Origin of the sequence: Alteromonas algae, from assembly GCF_049117195.1 — a bacterium.
In the GTDB taxonomy this organism is placed as follows: Bacteria; Pseudomonadota; Gammaproteobacteria; order Enterobacterales; family Alteromonadaceae; genus Alteromonas.
In genome coordinates this window covers 1,974,962-1,994,071 of sequence record NZ_CP185260.1, presented here as the reverse complement: position 1 = coordinate 1,994,071, position 19,110 = coordinate 1,974,962, and the positions used below count along the sequence as shown (strand labels likewise).

Below are 19,110 nucleotides of genomic sequence, written 5' to 3'. Positions count from 1 at the left end.
ATTACTAATGTAACAACTTATGTAAAATTGAAATTATATTAGTATTAATAAAAAAAATTTATTAGTTCGTTATGAATATCTCTTACAGAAACCTTCAGGCATTCGTCAACGTTGCACAATCAAACAGTTTCGCTGAAGCTGCTGATAGATTACATCTTACGCAACCTGCTCTTTCCTCTGCCATCAAAAAGCTCGAAGAACAGATAGGGGGGAGCCTTTTTATTCGCAGTACCCGTCGGGTATCACTCACGCCAGAAGGGCGTGTTTTTCTTCCTCACGCACTAAGAGTGTTGCGCGATTGGGATGATGCACTTAGTGATATTCAAACGCTGTTTGCGATGGAAAAGGGTCAGCTCACCATTGCGTCTATGCCGTCATTTGCCGAATCACATCTACCGCCATTACTGGCGAGTTATCATTCTCATGCGCCAAATATCAATATTCGAATTGTGGATGTGGTGATGGAAAATGTTATTGATGAGGTAAAGAAAGGGCGGGCTGACCTTGGTTTTACGTTCGAACCAATGGCGGCCGATGGGTTAGATTTTATTCCTTTATTCGACGATCAGTTTGTAGCCGTCGTTAACCCGCAACATCCTTTAGCGACGCATGCGTCAATTGAGTGGGCTCAGTGTGTAACGCACAGTTTTGTTATGATGAATCGTGGATCTGCCGTTAGGCGTTGGACACAAGAGAAGCTAGCGCAATGTGGGGTAATAAATATTGTCGCTGAGACAGGGCAGCTTGCGACATTAGGTCGGCTGATCAGTCAAGGCCTTGGCATGTCAATTATGCCATCTATTTGCAAACTACAAATGGAATCAATTGGACTAAAGACGCTTAGTATTAACAATGCGCCACTCATCAAAAAGGTTGGGCTAGTGAAGAGTACTCAAAGAGGCATGTCTGTGGCGGCTAAGCAGTTGTGGCAGCAATCCGTAAATAGGTACAAAAAAGACGCATTACTCGATAACTAAGCGCTGCTGTAACCATAAATCGTTATACATTTCGATATAGTGCTTAATTGTATTGTCATTGTTCATTTCGACGAGATATTTGTCGAACGACGAGGTGAGGTAAGCACATGGTGATTGCTTTGAAAAAGCAAAATGTACTTGTGCTCCGGTTAGTTCAAATACTTTCACGAACCGTTCTTCCAGGTTATTTTCTTTCAAAAATGAACGGGCAACGCGCTCACCGATAACATAATAGTCGACGCGACCTTTATCTAACATTTGGAAGCTTTCACGTATGCCTTTTACCTGAACAACGTCTTGATGAGCAAGAAATGTATCAATAACAGCGCCATGTTTGTCTCCCGCGTTGATACTCGCTATTAGGCCGTCTAGCGCTTGAAGGTCACTTATTGGTTTGTTGCCGCGTAACCTAAAAACACTTACCGGGTTATCAAAAAATGGTGCATGGGTAAAGGTGAGGTAGCTTTCTCTCTCTGAAGTGCGCTTTAGGGCTGGGATAAGGTCTATGTTGCCGTCATAGGCTTCTTTTAGTACACGCTTCCACGGACCGCTATGCTGCACTTCCCACGGCACACCTAAATGGTTCAAGATATCCGTTGCGGTATGTATTGATGCTCCTGTAAGCGACTCGCCCTGTGCCCAATGAAAGGGCGCGTAATTAGGGTGCGCTGATATGATAACGCGTTCACAGGATGCAAAGACGTGTAGAGGGAATGAAATACTAAACAGGGTGCATAGAAACCAAGCGCATTTCATATGCACATCTATTAGGCTTGCGTTACCATTTTTTCTTGGGCGCAAATAATTCATCTAATTCATCACGCTCTTCCTCTTGACGCTTAGCACGGTCTTGAGCATTAACGTTCTTGAGGTTATTTTGAATCTCAGCCAACATACTGCGTAGGTTAGCCAGTTTTGCTGTTGAATATTCATCTTGTTGATTTTGATTCTCTAACGCTGCTATTGCTTTTTCATAGTATTGTCGAGCAGAACCGAGCATATTGCTCTGATGTGCAGCGCGTCCACGTTTCGTTAGCGTTTCTACGTTCACTTTAACTTGCAAACGCTCTAATTGTCTTTCCTCATCAATAAACACTTTACTGTCTACTTTTCCCTTACTATGTTCAGAGCGAAGCAAAATTCGTAGTTTTTTTACCGCCTGAATGTACTGAATAATCTGTTTGTCGTTATCTGGCAATACGAACTCGGATGTTGCTTCTGTGCTGGCCATGGAAACATCGCTTTGCTTTCCTTCAGAAAGGCGCTGACGTAATTCGGGTGTACTGGCGTGGTCGTTAATCACCTTTAGCGAGTTTTGCACTCTATTATGCAAAATGCCCATTAATCTGCCTGACACCGGAATGTTCGAGCTCGCCATAATGATATTTTCAGTTTCGTCAATGATGGTCTTATGCTTCGCTAATTCAGCTCTGCGTTCAGCATCGATTTTAGCGCGATGCTGCTGTATGGCATTGATGAAAATTGCTGCTATCAACAAAACAACAATTAATATTATAATAATTATGTACATACGCAGATTTCCGTCAACTTATTTAGCGTTCATTTATTTTCGTTATTTTCCTGCACATTAACTATGTTACGGTATTTTCACAACAAAAACACTCCCACCTAGCTTGCCACCATTCGAAAGGTGAATTTCACCTACATTATCGCCTTGGGAATGGGCTTTAGCGATTAACTTTGCAAAAAATAAACCCAAACCGGTGCGGCCTTGGCTTAATTGGAAATCTGATAGTGCCTCAGCGCTTTTATCTAACATCGAAAGAGGATACCCATCGCCATCATCCTCGACTTGCACAGTTAGATAATCCTCATCATTTGTTGCAGATATCTCTATCTGTGATGCCCCATATTTAAGTGCGTTTACCAACACATCGTTAATTAACAAGTAAATGAGTTCACTGTCTAAATACCAGCTTAGCGCGTCGTCTACATTTATGTTAATCGTAATTGCTTTTTGTTTTGTGTAAATACGGTTTGACCCAACCACATCGTTAAGTAAGTCGGCAATAAAGCATTCGTCTATCGTAACGGGAAGGCTTTCAAGTTCTGCGCGGTATAATGATAAAACCTGCACTAGATTGGTGTTAAGGCGAGAGGCTTCATAATGTACATTAGCCACGTGCTCTCTTGCATCTGCACTTTCCTTAGGCAGCGACTGAGCAAGTGTCTCAATAGATTGTATCAACAGAAACAACGAATTCTTCATGTCATGGACAGCCGCTGCAAGCACTGACGAAAAATCAATACTAGACGTTACTTGGGTTGGCTCATGGGACGTAGTGGTTCTATCCATATGACGCTTACATCTTCTGAAAAAGTGTTGTGATTGGCGTTGCAGCATGGGATTGCTTTCTTAGCATGCCGCAACAGACTCTTGTGTTGAAGTATCACTTATTTCAAAAAAAAATGCTTTATTTTTTATCCTTTAGGTTATTTTCGTAATAGACAATGATAAATAGTAGTGGTTTTGGTTATAACGATAGCGTTATAGTGGCGATATAGAGTAAAAAGCGGGTTTACAATGAAATTACAACAGCTGCGTTACATCGTCGAAGTATTAAATAACAACTTAAATGTATCGGCGACTGCTGAGAGCCTTTATACGTCTCAGCCAGGCATCAGCAAGCAGGTTAGAATGCTTGAAGATGAACTTGGTGTACAAATTTTCGGAAGAAGTGGCAAGCACCTGACGCATGTCACCGACGCGGGTAATGATGTGATAAACATTGCTCGGGAAATATTGGCGAAAGTTGAAAGTATTAAAGCGGTGTCGCGAGAGCACACGTTACCTGATCAAGGTAAATTGAATATTGCCACTACTCACACCCAAGCTCGCTATGCACTACCTGATGTGATTAAAGGTTTCATGTCCAAATACCCAAAAGTGTCGCTGCACATGCATCAGGGTACGCCGTCTCAGATCAGCGACCTTGCAGCAAAAGGTGAGGCGGATTTCGCTATTGCTACAGAAGCGCTTCATCTTTATAACGATTTGGTTATGCTTCCGTGTTATCACTGGAACCGAAGTGTCATCGTTAATAAAGACCATCCCTTATCAAAAAAAGGCAGTATTGATATAAGCGACATTGCAAAATATCCGCTTGTTACTTATGTTTTTGGCTTTACGGGGCGTTCTGAGCTCGATCACGCTTTTGAGCGTGCGGGTTTAACACCCAAGATTGTTTTTACCGCGACCGATGCCGATGTCATTAAGACTTATGTAAGGCTGGGCGTAGGGATTGGCGTGATTGCGTCTATGGCAGTAAATGAAGAACTAGACGCAGATTTAGTAAAAATAGACGCAAGTCATTTGTTTGATTACAGCACGACAAAGATTGGATTTAGAAAAGGGTCATTCTTGCGCAGTTACATGTACGATTTTATTGAGCGTTTCGCACCTCACTTGACCAAAGATAAAGTTGAAAAGGCGATGATGCTTAAGAATAACGATGAAGTGGAAAAAATGTTTAAGGGTGTAACGTTACCCGTTAAATAACAAAACAGCAGACGCTTGAGAAAAGGCGCGCATAGCTAAGTATAACGCGCGCCAACCTCTATTATTAACACTCTATAATGTTAACCGCTAAGCCGCCTCGCGCGGTTTCTTTATATTTGGTTTTCATGTCGTTACCCGTGTCACGCATGGTTTTAATCACTTTATCAAGTGACACTTTGTGTTCACCACTTCCACGTAAAGCAAGGCGAGAGGCATTAATGGCTTTAATTGCCCCCATCGCATTACGTTCGATACACGGCACCTGAACCAGTCCTCCAACGGGGTCACACGTTAGACCTAGGTTATGCTCCATACCAATTTCTGCGGCATTTTCCACAGCACTTACGGTACCACCCATGATTTCGGCAAGCGCACCAGCGGCCATTGAACATGCTACGCCTACTTCACCTTGGCATCCTACTTCTGCACCTGAAATAGACGCGTTTTCTTTATAAAGAATGGCAATGGCTCCAGCCGTTAAGAGGAATCGGCTTGCGATTTCTTCATCAACGGGGCGTATGAATTTATCTACATATTGTAATACTGCGGGTATAATTCCAGCTGCCCCGTTTGTGGGAGCGGTAACGACACGTCCGCCAGCGGCGTTTTCTTCATTGACCGCAAGAGCAAACATATTCACCCAATCTAAGGTTTGCATGGGATCAGACGTATGTTCAGTTTGTAACCTACGGTATAAAGCAGGGGCACGGCGAACCACTTTTAAGCCGCCTGGAAGAATACCTTCGCTTTCTATTCCTCTGGTGATACAGGCTTTCATCACCAACCAAATATCATAAAGCTTTTGTTTAACTTCATGAGAGGGACGTAAGGCTGACTCATTTTTAAGCATGAGTGAACTTATGCTAAGCCCATTGGTTTTGCATAAAGACAGCAATTCATTGGCGGTTTTGAAAGGATAGGGTACCGTTGCTTGAACTGCAGCAGCATGGGCTTTCGCGTCATCAAAGTCTTCATCCTTAATGATAAAACCACCGCCAATGCTGTAATACGTCTGTTCCCGCAGGAGTGTTTCACCGCAATACACAAAAAAGGTCAGTGCATTGGCATGCTTAGGGAGCGTTTTTCTTCTATGGAACACGATGGCATTTTTATTTGGAAAAACGACGGGCTTTTGACTATTCAGTTTAAGCGTTTGCGACGTTCTAACATCTTCAAGGAGCGGGTCGATACTGTCTACGTCAATACTTTCGGGAAGTTCGCCTAAAAGCCCTAAAATAACCGCTTTTCCCGTGCCATGGCCTATGCCTGTTTGTCCAAGAGAACCGTACAGCTCAACGGTAATAGAGTCGACCTTTTCGAGCATGTCGCTATCAGCGCTTAGTTCCTTCACGAATTCAGCAGCCGCTCTCATTGGGCCGACGGTGTGTGAACTGGACGGGCCAATACCAACACTGAACATATCAAAAACACTAATCATGTTATTACATATCGTTAACGAATAATGACGCTGATAATGCATGTATGAACGAAGAACTACAATATAGAAAACCTAATCTACTAATTAGAAATGCTAATCTACTGTAAAGAAAAATTTAAACCCTTCGTGCAGGCAGCGCATTAAGGATGAATATGATGTGAAAGATTTCTGATAATCGCGGCGGTTGCGCCCCAAATCATTTTTGAACCGTAGGGGATAAAGTAAATAGGAAATGTTCTACCGTTTTTATGGGTGTGATAGGTAAGGTGGTTACTACGGTTGAGCAAATGCGCAAGTGGCACTTCAAATGCGCTTTCTACTTCATTCTTGTCTATAACTAAATTTGAAAATGGCATGACAAATGAGACAACAGGCGTAATGGTGTATCCGCTTATTGTTCTATAGTTGGGCAGTTTACCAACTACATCAACGTAATCAGCTGGTAATCCTATCTCTTCCTCTGCTTCTCGTAACGCCGCATCAAATACTGAATTATCCGTACTATCTACCGCCCCGCCAGGAAAACTAATTTGCCCAGGGTGGTGACGTAAATGATGGGCACGCTCAGTAAGAATAACCGATAGATGGCTGCCATAATCAACCAAAGGAATAAGCACAGCAGCCGGTCGCCCGGTTTTTTTTAGCGGATAATCAGGTTCGGTGTTTGGCACGCGTGCGTGCTGAAATTGATTTATGAAGCTCGCTTTATCCATTGCTATGTCCAAACGTTTTCTCTAACGTGGGTATGATCTTCGACACTTTATCGAGCGTCTCTTGATATTCTTCGTTAGCGTTAGAATCAAGAACGATACCGCCGCCCGCCCAACAGTGCATGGTGTCGTTTTCAACTAACAGCGTGCGTATACAGATACTCGAGTCCATATCCTCCCGAAACCCCATGTAGAATATACTGCCGCAATAAATATTACGGCGATGGGGTTCAAGCTCATCGATAACTTCCATCGCACGTATTTTAGGCGCGCCTGTTATTGAGCCGCCAGGGAAGGATGCTGCGAGAAGATCAAGAGGGGTAACATTCTCGTTTAATTCACCCACAATGGTACTCACCATATGGTGTACGGCTTTATAACTTTCTAGTGCAAATAATGCAGGTACTTTTACGCTGTGTGGTTTGCAATGTTTCGATATATCATTTCGCAATAAATCAACGATCATTAAGTTTTCTGCCCGGTCTTTTTCAGCAGCAAGTAAACTCTCAGCACTTCTTTTGTCTTTAACGGGGTCGTCGAAACGTGGACGCGTCCCTTTTATCGGTTTTGTTTCAACAACATTGTTCTTTACGCTGATGAACCGCTCTGGCGATATACTCATTATTGCACCATGCTGATGCTTAACATAGGCGGAAAAGGGCGCAATGTTCTCATCTCGTAGCATTAAATAGGCATGCCACGGATCGCCTTTAAACGTTGCACTAAATCGTTGTGCCATATTGACTTGGTAGCAGTCACCCGCACGTAAATACGCATTAATTTTATTAAGGGCAGCGGTATAGTCATCTTTTGAAAGATTAGATTCAAACGTTGTCGTTAGCGCTAAAGGTTCATGTTTGATTGCGTTGCCTAAGAGAAACGCTGGTAGGGGATAATTACCGACTCTACAGAAATACATTGAACCTGTTTTCGTATCTTCAATAATACTTTGTGTATAAAGACTGACACAATAATCGGGCGTGTCATAGCAATCTTGTGACACCGTTGGCAGTGATTCATAAAAACGCCCAGTGTCATAACTTGCGAAGCCTGCTACGCCGATAATAAAGGGTAAAAACTCAGCATAAGGTAAAGAGCAAGGGCTGAGCTGATAGCCAGAAACGGAAGCATGCAGATAGGCGTTGGTGGCCTCAAAAGGGCGCATGTCTACATCAACACATGTTCCTAGTTGGTTGTCGACTACACTTACCTTGCCGGCCTTAGCTACAACGCTACTCACCGGCTCCCAGAGCATTATATTGAATCTACCATCACTTTTTGTGGAGCCACTCGTGTCGAGCAGCATACTTGTGCCTTGGCCGCTGACTTTTGCATATAGCTCGAGAAACGAAGGGATGTTTTTCTTATCAAGTAACGTAATTGTGATGTAATTATTTTCTGACGCTGGCATATAATAATAAACTCAATACAGCATGTTACGAAATGAGGTGGGCAAAGACACCAACACCTGCTCAAAACTTTTTCACCTGCTGTTGTTAAGCATGGTGAACACACAAGAGATGCGCTAGTATACGCTCTTTTAGCAAGCTAAGACCACGAAAGCCAAATAAAAAAGAGGATGTCATGACCGTTATCCGTCAACAAGATTTTATTGACAGTATTGAAGATGCCCTGCAGTTCATTTCGTACTATCACCCTATTGATTACGTAAAAGCTGTTGAAGAAGCTTACAACAGAGAAGAGAGCCAAGCAGCAAAAGATGCAATGGCGCAAATTCTTATCAATTCGAGAATGTCTGCAGAGGGCAAGAGGCCTCTGTGCCAAGATACGGGTATCGTAACTTGCTTTGTAAAAGTAGGGATGGGCGTTTCTTGGGATAAAACGGACATGACTGTTCAGCAAATGGTCGATGAAGGTACGCGTCGCGCCTACTTAAATCCCGATAATCCACTACGTGCATCGATCGTCGCCGATCCTGCGGGCGCGCGCTCAAACACCAAAGACAATACGCCTTCTGTCGTCCACATTGATATGGTAGCGGGCGAAAAAATTGAAGTGATGATCGCAGCAAAAGGCGGTGGCTCTGAAAACAAATCGAAGATGGTGATGCTAAACCCAAGCGATGACATCGCAGACTGGGTAGTAAAAACATTACCAACAATGGGGGCGGGGTGGTGTCCCCCAGGAATGCTAGGAATAGGCATTGGCGGTACTGCTGAAAAAGCGGCGGTACTTGCAAAAGAAAGCTTGATGGACCCGGTAGATATTCAGGAGCTTATTGCTCGTGGACCTAAGACGACTGATGAAAAACTGCGTGTTGAAATCTTTGATCGCGTAAACAAATTAGGTATTGGTGCACAGGGGTTGGGCGGCCTTACAACCGTGGTTGACGTAAAAATTATGTCATTGCCGACGCACGCAGCATCAAAGCCTGTTGCTATGATCCCGAACTGTGCAGCAACTCGTCATGCACACTTCCATCTCGATGGTTCGGGCCCAGCTGAGCTTACGCCACCGAAATTAGAAGATTGGCCAGAAGTCACGTGGGAAGTAGGCGAAAATACACGCCGTGTTAATCTGGACGAGGTGACAAAAGACGATATTCAGGAATGGAAAGTGGGCGAGACCGTGCTGCTATCAGGCAAGATGCTTACAGGTCGCGATGCCGCACACAAGCGTATTCAAACCATGATGGATAACGGTGAAGGACTTCCTGATGGCGTAGATTTAACTAACCGTTTTATCTATTACGTTGGCCCGGTTGACGCTGTAGGCGATGAAGTCGTAGGCCCAGCGGGTCCGACAACCGCAACGCGAATGGATAAATTCACCGACTTAATGCTTGAAAAAACAGGCCTTATTGGCATGATTGGAAAAGCAGAACGTGGCCCAGCAACCGTAGACTCTATCGCCAAACACAAGGCCGTTTATCTGATGGCCGTCGGTGGTGCGGCATACTTAGTGTCCAAAGCAATTAAAAAATCACGCGTAGTGGCTTTTGAAGATTTAGGTATGGAAGCTATCTACGAATTTGAGGTTGAGGACATGCCGGTGACGGTTGCCGTTGACAGTACGGGGGCAAATGCACATAAAACAGGCCCAGCAATCTGGAAAGCTAAGATTGAAGAGTTAGACGCGACACTGTCTAAGTAACGCGCTTCATACTAAAAAAACAGGTGCCAATGGCGCCTGTTTTTGTATATAGTGCTGTATAAATTAACAGTCACTTAATATTATGCAATCATTTCTATCTCTTGATGACGCCATTGTCATTCTCGCTGTTCTTTTCGTTACCTGTTTGTTGTTAACCCTTAAAGTCTTGATGCAGTCTAAGCGACTGTCAGCGTCAAAAGAAAATGCAGATGCATTAGCAGAGCGCATACAGGTACATACAGAAAAAGGGTTTTTGCTTGACGAAAAACAACGCCAACTTGAAGCGGTTATCGAGAATAACAAAGCATTAGAGGCAGACAAGAACGCGCTTCAACAACTGTACACAAAAACGCTCGCACAAAGCGAAGCGCAGAAAGCACGCATCGACGCATTATTAGAGAATCACGAAGATAAATTAGCGACAATGGCGGCGTCAGAAAAGCGGTTACAAACGCAGTTTGAAAACCTGGCGAATAAGATATTTGAAGAAAAACAAAGCACGTATACATCACAGGCTAAAAACAATATTGAATCAGTACTCGCCCCTTTCAAGCAACAACTAGACGCCTTCAAAAAGCAGGTAACCGAGCAACACATTAGGGAAGGTCAAGAACGGGCATCGTTAAAAACGGAAATTTTAAGCCTAAAAGCGCTTAATCAACGCATAACGGAAGAAGCCAGCGCACTCACAAGCGCATTAAAAGGCGATAATAAAAAGCAAGGAAATTGGGGAGAAGTGATCTTAGAGCGTATTTTAAACGAGTCGGGATTACGTGAAGGGCATGAATATGAAACCCAAGTTTCTGCGCTAAACGACGCAGGTAAACGCCTTCAGCCTGATATCGTTGTGCATCTACCTAACGATAAAGACGTTATCATCGATGCGAAAGTAAGCTTACGTGCCTATGAACAGTACTTTAACTGCGAGGACGACAAAGACCGTGAACGTCATTTACAAGAGCATGTGGCGTCAATTAAAGGCCATATTAAAGGATTAGGTGCAAAAGACTACCAATCCTTAAGTAGCCTAAGAACGCTTGACTATGTCTTACTGTTTATTCCTATCGAACCTGCTTTTCTTTTGGCCGTGGATAAAGACCCTGAACTTATCTCGCTTGCGCTTAATCACAACATCATGTTGGTAAGCCCAACAAGCTTGCTCGTTGCGCTTCGCACTATTAACAATATTTGGCAGTATGAATATCAAAATCAGAATGCACAAGAAATTGCCACACACGCAGGGAAGTTATACGACAAATTTGTTGGCTTCGTTGGCGATATGGAGAAGATAGGCAAGTCAATTGATACAGCCCACAACCAATACGAATCAGCAATGAATAAACTAACAAGTGGCAAGGGAAATTTAGTACGGCAAGTAGAAAAGTTCAGAGCGTTAGGTGTGCAACCTAACAAACGTATTACTGCACAGATGGTCAGTAAAGGTGAGAATGATGAGTAACTGCCGGTTTAATTAGAATAATGAATGTTACCTAATAAAAAAGCCCCGATATCGGGGCTTTTTACGATTTACTAATTAATTAGTAATTACTTAAAGCGTCTACGTAGGTATACCGCTGGAAGTAATAGTAGGCCTAACCAACCCATTGAACCACCAGATGAGCTAGATGCTACTGGTGCTGGCGCAGGAGGAGCAGGTTGCTCGCTTGCTTCGTCAGCTAGGTTGTTTACACTTACAACAACTTCAGCAGGTGCTGATACGTTACCTGCAGTATCAATTGCTACTACGCTCATTGTTATGCTTTCTAGGCCAGCATCAAAATCAAGCACTGAGCTATCTGCTACGGTAATTGTACCGTCGCGAGATACTGAAAGGGCAATAGAGCTTGAAGACTGAACGAAGAACTCTGATACAGGGCTGGTGATACCGTCAGCGTCAGACGCTTCGATAGAACCTACAACCGTACCATTTTCAGCGTTTTCATCAACACTGAACGTTTGTGCTTCGATAGTCGGCTCGTTATTACCGTCAGTCGCAATTGCCGTTGGAGCAACGCCGTCTGCGCCTAAGAACACATAACCGCCGTTACCTACACCTTGCAACATTACTGTTTCACCAACCGCTACCGTATTCACTGCTTCACCGGCGCTATTAACTAACGCTGGTACCGCTTCTGGCGTGAATGAGTAACCGGTGCGTACCAAGTCTTCGTCCCATGCAACTGTTGGGAAGAAGTCGAATGCACTGTTTTCAGCACGGAATGCGATAGTTGCGTTTGCAGTACCAATATCAGCAAGCGTCAAACCTAAGTCTTCCGCACAGCTAATCATGGTTAGCAAGTTAGAGCCTGGCTCATGGAAAGTTGGGAACAAGCTTCCAGACAACGCGCCGAATGGGCGAGTGAACGTTACGATTGCAGCAGAATCACGGCCGAATGCAGATTCATTTAGCGTTTGTGCTGTAAAATCGAAGTTCCCATCACCGTCTACGTCTACGTCCATAAATAGACCTAGTGCGTGACCTGAAAGTAGCGGGTCAGCAAGCGTAACGTTTGTGAATACAAGTGCTGTATCACATGCAGCAGAACCAAAGATTTCAATTGACGCATTTACGATATCAAACGTTTTGCCTTCATCTACGCCGCTGTCGATAGTCAGTGGTGCAAGTGATACGTTAGCATCAACTGGGCCTGTATTTGTTACTGTGCGCATAACGCCATCATCAGTAATAACTGAACCAAGCTCTAGTGACGCAACTGCTTTAGGCAATACGTGGTAAACCATGTGCATGGTTTCGCCGCTATCAGCGGTAAACATTAGTGCACCATCATATTCAACTTCAGTAAGAAGCGGTGAACCTGCTGGTGTAATTGCTGAGTCACTGTCAAGCGACCATTCTGGAAGCTTAGCTGGGTCGATAGTTGCTGTAACGTCAAACGTCACTGTTTGACCTGCAGGAACAGAAACAGTCGCTGGGTAGTCCATGCTTAGTGCTTCTGTCGCGGTATCGTTATCAAAACGAGCCATGTCAGAAAGTGTGTAGGTTTTCGCTTCAGAAGAGAAGTTTTTAACCGTAACTGTTTTCGTGATTGAAGCTGTTTCTGATAGGCCTACTGCGCCAAAGGCTAATGCAGCTTGCTTAGTCGCAGAATCCCATGCAGCTGTTGTTGATTGAGATGCTTTCTCAACGTCAACTAAACCAGCACCGATGTAACTAATTGGTGCAAGTTCTGCTTCTGGGTTAAGTGAGCGTGGCTCTACAGTCACGTCTAGGTTTGCGTTGTTCATCAATGTTGCTTTCAATTCAAACGCGTTACGCGCTGGGAATACTTCTGCAAGCATTGCCATTGCACCCGCAGTAATTGGGCTTGAGAACGACGTACCACTGATTGGCGTTGAACCTGTACCAGTTCCAACTTCAGCAGTAAGAATAGCAGTACCTGGCGCTGTAATTTCTGGCTTAAGTAAACCATCTACAGAAGGACCACGTGACGTAAAGGTCGCGATAGCACCTTCTTTAACGAACAACTCTGACACAAATGCAAACGTTGCTGTACCAGCTGCTACTGCTGCTTTTAATACATCGCCGTCTTCTTTTGAAATCATTACAGAGTTAATACCGATTGGTGCAGCTGGTGTGCCGCCCATGGTAAATGCTCCGTCGCCTTCGACATTGTTTACAACAATAACGAATTCAGCACCGGCTGCTTCTGCATTGTTGATTTTCGTTGTGAATGCACAAGCACCACGGTCGATAATTACCACGTTGCCTGTTGCGTCAGCAGTATAAGGGTCACAACCTGTTGCGTTTGTTTCCGCTTCTGCATAAACGATAGGCGTAGTGCTATCAATGTTAAACTCAGGCGTAGGGTTAAACGCAGCAGGAACTGCCGTTACCATCGCATCGCCAATTGTTGCAGATACTTCAGCGCTCTCTGCAGTAGGGTGCGTCATTGCGCCTACAGATAACGCGTTTGTTGTGGTACTTGGACCACCAACGATAAACGGCGTAGGGCCATCGTTACCTGCTGAGATTGCTACAACAACACCAAGTTCAACGGCTTTGTCGATTAGTGCGCCAACAGCGCCGCCACGGTTAGTACCGAAGTCGCCACCTAGAGACATATTGATAACATCTACACGGTCAGAGATATCGCCGTCGCCATTAGGATCCATCGCTGCTTCTAGACCAGCAAGTTGCGCTGCACCTGGGCATGATTGATCACATACTGTGTAAGCATAAACCTGAGCGTCTGGAGATACACCTAACACTGAGTGCGCTACGTGCGTACCGTGGTTGTTGTTATCCATTGGATCAGGGTCGCCATTGAAGAAGTCAAACCCACCAATAACTTGACCGATAGGCCATGCTGGTGTGTCTGCTAAATCAGCAGTTGCCGCAGCAAACGCTTCAGCCGTACCTGGACCACCTACTGCAGCATGCGTGTAATCTAGACCTGAGTCTAAGATAGCAACACGAACGCCAGCACCACTAGCGATGTTGTCAGACACTAAGCTTGCAGCATTGATGTATTCCGCACTCTCTTCAATATGAAGTTTAGAGTTAAATACAGGAAGTACGCTCTCTACGCCAGAAAGTGCTTGAATTTGCGCGATATCTTGCGATGTACCGTCAATAACCAAGCCTGCAACTAATTTCGTTGTTCTAGACTTAATTGTTATATCTAGGCCAAGAGATAGAATTTGAGCTTCTAATTGATCAAGGCCAGCTTCAGTGTTGTAAAGCACGTCAGCAGAATTACCAACGCTTGCTACGCCAGATGCATTGCTTAGTGCAACATCGGCAACAGAAACAGCAGCGCTGCCGTTCGCTTTAACAAGCCATGTTTTGCCTGACGTCTCAACAACGCTTGCGTCAATCGTAGCGTTTTTGGTGTAAGAGTTAACAAGTGAATTTAAATCGGTTCTGTCGGCTGCAACCGCAGAAGATGCAGATAGCGCCAGTATAATCGCAGCGCTTAAGCTATTCTTTTTCATATAATTATATCACCACTAAACGTGGTCCCCTGGTCATTTCATATTCAGCTGTATAATTACACTACAGCCATTGTTCTTCTTGTTGCGGTGATGATTTTATGTATGTTCATAAATACCTACCACCAGCTAATGATAGTTGTAGCACAAAACTTCGCACTAAAAAAACACATTTCATAAATGAAACATTTGAAACATTTTGTTACATCTGTTCATGTTCATTAAGTTGTGTTTCGTCAAAAAAGTCTGTGCAAGCAAACACTAACACGTAAAAAGTTTTTATAAAGTGTTAAACAGTAATGCACAAAAAATGCATAATATTTACAAGTTTTAAACATCATTAGGACGATTATCCTCACTTGATGTCAGAAACAGGATAAGTGTCTCGAACAACCTTTCGTTGCTCGTAAAAATAGGAAAGTCTTTCATCGATGCTTCATTTAGCATGGTCGGATAATTAAAGCGTGCGAACGCTCACCAAAAATGCGGGGAATATCCATGAAAGATAGAAACCATTTAGCTAACGTTTCAAACACACATACAGTAAACGTTATCGAAAACGGATTAGTTGACATACCAATGTTACAAATCCTTACCTCAGAGGGAGAGGTAAATGACAATGCAGACGTTCCAACGCTATCAAAAGAAGACGCGTTAAAGATTTACGATACGATGGAATATATTCGTGTACTTGACGAACGCATGGTTGGTGCGCAGCGCCAGGGGCGAATCAGCTTTTACTTGGCGAGCACGGGCGAGGAGGCTGCAGCAGTCGCATCGGCCGCGGCGCTTTCTCCGTCAGACATGATTATGTCGCAATACCGAGAGCAAGGTGCACTAGCTTACCGAGGCTACACTACTGAGCAGTTTATGAATCAAATGTTCAGTAATAAAGAAGACCCAAATAAAGGTCGCCAAATGCCAATTCACTACGGTGACAAGGCGCTTAACTTTATGACGATTTCATCACCGTTGGGTACACAAATTCCGCAGGCATCTGGCTATGCCTATGGTCAGAAGATGGCTGGAAACCCTAGCATTACTATTTGCTATTTTGGAGAAGGCGCAGCGTCTGAGGGCGATTTCCATGCGGGTCTCAATATGGCGGCAGTGCTTAATTGTCCCGTTATCTTTTTCTGTAGAAATAACGGTTATGCCATTTCTACACCTGCCGAAGAGCAATTTGCGGGAGATGGCATTGCTTCAAGGGGCATAGGTTATGGTATTAAAACCATTCGTGTAGACGGTAACGATGCACTTGCGGTGTTCGCGGCGACAAAGAAAGCGCGCGAAATTGCCCTTGAAGATAACTGTCCCGTGTTAATTGAAGCAATGTCGTACCGACTCGCTGCGCATTCCACGTCAGATGACCCAACGGGATATCGTTCTAAAGACGAAGAGGAAAAGTGGCGTGCTAAAGATCCAATCTTAAGAATGGCGAAATGGTTAACGAAAAAAGGTTGGTTCAACGAAGAAGAAAATAAAGCGAAAGTAGACAAAGCTAGACAAGACGTTCTTGCCGCCCTTAAAGAAAGTGAAAAAGTTGATATTTGCCCGATAGAGGACATTGTTAACGATGTTTACGATACGGTACCGTGGCATTTGGAAGAACAACTGACTGAACTTAAAGCGCACATCAAAAAATACCCTGAAAACTATCCAAAAACAGCTGGGAGAATCAAGTAATGGCTAAAATGAATCTACTCCAAGCGATTAATAATGCGTTGATCACTGCAATGACCGAAGACGAGAAGGTTATGGTGTTTGGTGAAGACGTAGGCCATTTCGGCGGCGTATTTAGGGCCACCAGTCATCTTCAAGAAAAGTTTGGTAAAGGTCGTTGCTTTAACACGCCACTTACAGAGCAAGGCATAATCGGGTTTGCCAACGGTCTCGCCTCGCAAGGCTCTGTCCCGGTAGCAGAAATTCAGTTTGGTGATTACATTTTCCCAGCGTTTGATCAAATCGTAAACGAAACGGCAAAATGGCGTTACCGCTCGGGCGGACAATTTGACGTAGGCTCTCTGACAATAAGAACACCTTATGGCGGCGGCATCGCTGGAGGGCTTTATCATAGCCAAAGCCCTGAAGCATTTTTCGCGCATTGCCCAGGTTTAAAAATTGTTATGCCGCGGGACCCGTATCAAGCGAAAGGGCTTCTTCTTGCATCTATCCGTGATAAAAACCCCGTGTTGTTCATGGAGCCTAAACGACTTTATCGTGCGTCGGTTTCAGATGTGCCCGAAGAGGATTATGAACTGCCTTTGGGTAAGGCCGATACGGTACAAGAGGGTAACGACATTACGTTACTGGGGTGGGGCGCACAAATTGAAGTGCTTCAAAAAGCAGCAAGTCTTGCGCTTGAAGATGGTGTGTCGTGCGAAATTATTGATTTGCGCAGTATTTTACCGTGGGACGTAGATGCTGTCATGGCATCGGTTATGAAAACAGGGCGGTTACTCATTAGCCATGAGGCTCCTCGTACTGGCGGGTTTGCTAGTGAAATCTCAGCAACAATACAAGAGCGTTGCTTTCTGTACCTAGAGTCACCTATTGCAAGAGTGTGCGGTTTAGATACGCCTTATCCATTGGCCCATGAGAAAGAATACATGCCGGACGAGACAAAGATTTATGAATCTATCAAGCGCACGCTTCACTATTAATCGCGGGGGAAAATTACAATGACTACAGAATTTATTTTACCCGACATTGGTGAAGGTATTGTTGAATGTGAACTACTTGAATGGTTAGTTGCTGAGGGTGATACCATCGAGGAAGACCAGCCTGTTGCCGAAGTGATGACAGACAAAGCGACGGTGCAGATCCCGGCAATGCATGCTGGAACGATCACAAAACTGCATTATGCCGTGGGTGATATCGCCAAAGTCCATGAACCGCTTTTTGTGCTTCAGCGCAGTGATGATGCAAGCGCTGACGCTGCACCTGCAGTGAAAGAGGCAACGACTGAAGATATTGAGCAAAGTAACGCCAGTGATAAGGTTTCAGCGACACAACCAAACGCTGAAATTGACGACTTCATATTGCCTGATATTGGCGAAGGTATCGTTGAGTGTGAAATTGTTAAATGGAACGTTGCCGAAGGCGATTCTATCGAGGAAGACCAAAGTGTCGTAGAAGTTATGACCGATAAAGCAGTGGTAGAAATTCCTGCTAAGAATGCTGGTGTCGTCCATAAGCTTTACTATAAACAGGGGGATATTGCCAAAGTACACGCGCCGCTCTTTGCACTTGCATTAGACGGTGTCGAATCTACGCAGGCTAACACCAAACCAAGCCTGAACACGCATACTCAACAGGCAAGCGCTGCAGCGGCAAAGCCAACGCCCGCTGCTGCAACGGGAAGTTCAGACAAATGGGAAGGTGGCAGTTTTGAACCACCTATTGTTATACCTGGAAAAGTACTGGCAAGCCCAGCCGTTAGGCGGGTAGCGCGAGAGAATAACGTTGACCTGACTAACGTATCTGGTAGCGGTAAAAAAGGCCGAATATTGAAGCAAGATGTGCTTTCAATGGCCTCATCGAAAGTATCAGCGGAACACAGCGAATCGGCACGTGTTGAGATACCGAAAGTAGACGCTCAGCCTTCTGTTAGCGAAGGTGCCGTGCGAACGGAAAAAGTAAGAGGCATTCAGCTGGCCATGGCCAAGCAAATGTCAGCATCGGTATATACCATTCCCCATTTCACAGTAAGTGATGAAGTGCGAATGGATAATCTGATGGCACTTCGCGCTAAGCTCAAACCTAGCTTCGAAGCGCAAGGCGTTAAGTTGAGCTTTATGCCGTTCTTCATCAAAGCAATGTCATTGGCACTTCAACAGTTCCCTGCTATTAATGCGCAGCTTAACGATGATGTCACAGAAATAAGCTACTTTTCTGACCACAATATCGGGTTTGCCGTAGACTCAAAGATTGGATTATTAGTCCCGAATATCAAGCGAGTACAAACACTGTCATTGTTTGAAATTGCACAAAAAATGCAAGTGATCATTGACCAAGCGCGAGCAGGCAAGGTAAGCGGTGAAGATTTGAAAGGCGGCACAATCAGTATTTCCAATATTGGCGCAATAGGTGGTATTACTGCAACGCCGGTCATTAATAAACCAGAGGCCGCAATTGTCGCGCTGGGTAAAACACAAAAACTTCCGCGTTTTAATGACGATGGTGATGTAGAAGCACAGCATATCATGATGGCAAATTGGTCTGGCGATCATAGGCTTATTGATGGGGCTACCATGGTGCGATTTAATAATTTATGGATGAGTTACTTAGTTGAGCCAGAAAACATGTTGATGCACATGCGGTAAGGGAAACCTTGGCAACTGTGGGCGTGAAGCGTTATTATTTAACTATAAAATAAATAGCGCTTCACGCGTTCAA

General features: G+C 44.4%; 14 protein-coding genes. 7 read left to right on the top strand and 7 right to left on the bottom strand.

Features of this window, described 5'->3' with window-relative positions:
• Positions 1-71 precede the first annotated feature (71 nt).
• Positions 72-977 (top strand): LysR family transcriptional regulator, encoded by a 906-nt coding sequence (locus ACOJRU_RS09025; RefSeq protein ID WP_421131425.1) that lies wholly within the window; start codon positions 72-74, stop codon positions 975-977.
• Here ACOJRU_RS09025 and ACOJRU_RS09020 read toward each other — a convergent pair.
• The 3 genes from ACOJRU_RS09020 to ACOJRU_RS09010 all read right to left on the bottom strand — a co-directional run bounded on the left by ACOJRU_RS09020 (position 963) and on the right by ACOJRU_RS09010 (position 3,294).
• The gene (locus ACOJRU_RS09020) at positions 963-1,733 is read right to left on the bottom strand and encodes a substrate-binding periplasmic protein (RefSeq protein ID WP_421131424.1); all 771 of its coding nucleotides are present in this window, start codon (positions 1,731-1,733) and stop codon (positions 963-965) included. The genes ACOJRU_RS09025 and ACOJRU_RS09020 overlap by 15 nt on opposite strands.
• 22 nt (positions 1,734-1,755) lie before the next feature.
• Entirely contained in the window at positions 1,756-2,508 is a 753-nt protein-coding gene (locus ACOJRU_RS09015) for a hypothetical protein (protein ID WP_421131423.1), read from the bottom strand.
• 66 nt (positions 2,509-2,574) lie between these two features.
• On the bottom strand, positions 2,575-3,294 hold the full coding sequence (locus ACOJRU_RS09010; protein WP_421131422.1) for a sensor histidine kinase: 720 nt from the start codon (positions 3,292-3,294) through the stop codon (positions 2,575-2,577).
• 228 nt (positions 3,295-3,522) lie between these two features.
• Here ACOJRU_RS09010 and cysB point away from each other — a divergent pair, with 228 nt between their 5' ends.
• Complete coding sequence (cysB, locus tag ACOJRU_RS09005) at positions 3,523-4,497, top strand: HTH-type transcriptional regulator CysB (protein WP_421134680.1); 975 nt, start codon at positions 3,523-3,525, stop codon at positions 4,495-4,497.
• 64 nt (positions 4,498-4,561) lie between these two features.
• Here the strand turns inward: cysB and ACOJRU_RS09000 are convergent, their stop codons facing one another.
• From ACOJRU_RS09000 to pabB, 3 genes are all read right to left on the bottom strand, one after another.
• Positions 4,562-5,935 (bottom strand): L-serine ammonia-lyase, encoded by a 1,374-nt coding sequence (locus tag ACOJRU_RS09000; protein WP_421134679.1) that lies wholly within the window; start codon positions 5,933-5,935, stop codon positions 4,562-4,564.
• A gap of 140 nt (positions 5,936-6,075) precedes the next feature.
• Positions 6,076-6,648: a CoA pyrophosphatase gene (locus tag ACOJRU_RS08995; RefSeq protein WP_421134678.1), complete on the bottom strand. Its 573-nt coding sequence runs from the start codon at positions 6,646-6,648 to the stop codon at positions 6,076-6,078.
• Complete coding sequence (gene pabB / locus ACOJRU_RS08990) at positions 6,641-8,056, bottom strand: aminodeoxychorismate synthase component I (protein WP_421134677.1); 1,416 nt, start codon at positions 8,054-8,056, stop codon at positions 6,641-6,643. Before pabB ends, ACOJRU_RS08995 begins: the two co-directional genes overlap by 8 nt.
• A gap of 173 nt (positions 8,057-8,229) precedes the next feature.
• Between pabB and ACOJRU_RS08985 the strand changes: the two genes are divergently transcribed.
• The gene (locus tag ACOJRU_RS08985; protein ID WP_421134676.1) at positions 8,230-9,759 is read left to right on the top strand and encodes a fumarate hydratase; all 1,530 of its coding nucleotides are present in this window, start codon (positions 8,230-8,232) and stop codon (positions 9,757-9,759) included.
• 82 nt (positions 9,760-9,841) lie between these two features.
• Complete coding sequence (gene rmuC / locus ACOJRU_RS08980) at positions 9,842-11,218, top strand: DNA recombination protein RmuC (RefSeq protein WP_421134675.1); 1,377 nt, start codon at positions 9,842-9,844, stop codon at positions 11,216-11,218.
• A gap of 86 nt (positions 11,219-11,304) precedes the next feature.
• On the opposite strand, the gene ACOJRU_RS08975 is transcribed toward rmuC, so the two are convergent.
• The gene (locus tag ACOJRU_RS08975) at positions 11,305-14,715 is read right to left on the bottom strand and encodes a S8 family serine peptidase (RefSeq protein ID WP_421134674.1); all 3,411 of its coding nucleotides are present in this window, start codon (positions 14,713-14,715) and stop codon (positions 11,305-11,307) included.
• A gap of 495 nt (positions 14,716-15,210) precedes the next feature.
• On the opposite strand from ACOJRU_RS08975, the gene ACOJRU_RS08970 reads away from it, so the two are divergent.
• From ACOJRU_RS08970 to ACOJRU_RS08960, 3 genes are read left to right on the top strand one after another with little or no spacing between them, the layout of a single operon-like run.
• Positions 15,211-16,398, top strand: coding sequence for a thiamine pyrophosphate-dependent dehydrogenase E1 component subunit alpha (locus ACOJRU_RS08970; protein WP_421134673.1), 1,188 nt, complete (start codon positions 15,211-15,213; stop codon positions 16,396-16,398).
• The gene (locus ACOJRU_RS08965) at positions 16,398-17,375 is read left to right on the top strand and encodes an alpha-ketoacid dehydrogenase subunit beta (RefSeq protein ID WP_421134672.1); all 978 of its coding nucleotides are present in this window, start codon (positions 16,398-16,400) and stop codon (positions 17,373-17,375) included. The genes ACOJRU_RS08970 and ACOJRU_RS08965 overlap by 1 nt, the downstream gene beginning before the upstream one ends.
• Positions 17,376-17,393: 18 nt before the next feature.
• Positions 17,394-19,037, top strand: coding sequence for a dihydrolipoyllysine-residue acetyltransferase (locus tag ACOJRU_RS08960; RefSeq protein ID WP_421134671.1), 1,644 nt, complete (start codon positions 17,394-17,396; stop codon positions 19,035-19,037).
• Positions 19,038-19,110: the final 73 nt, after the last annotated feature.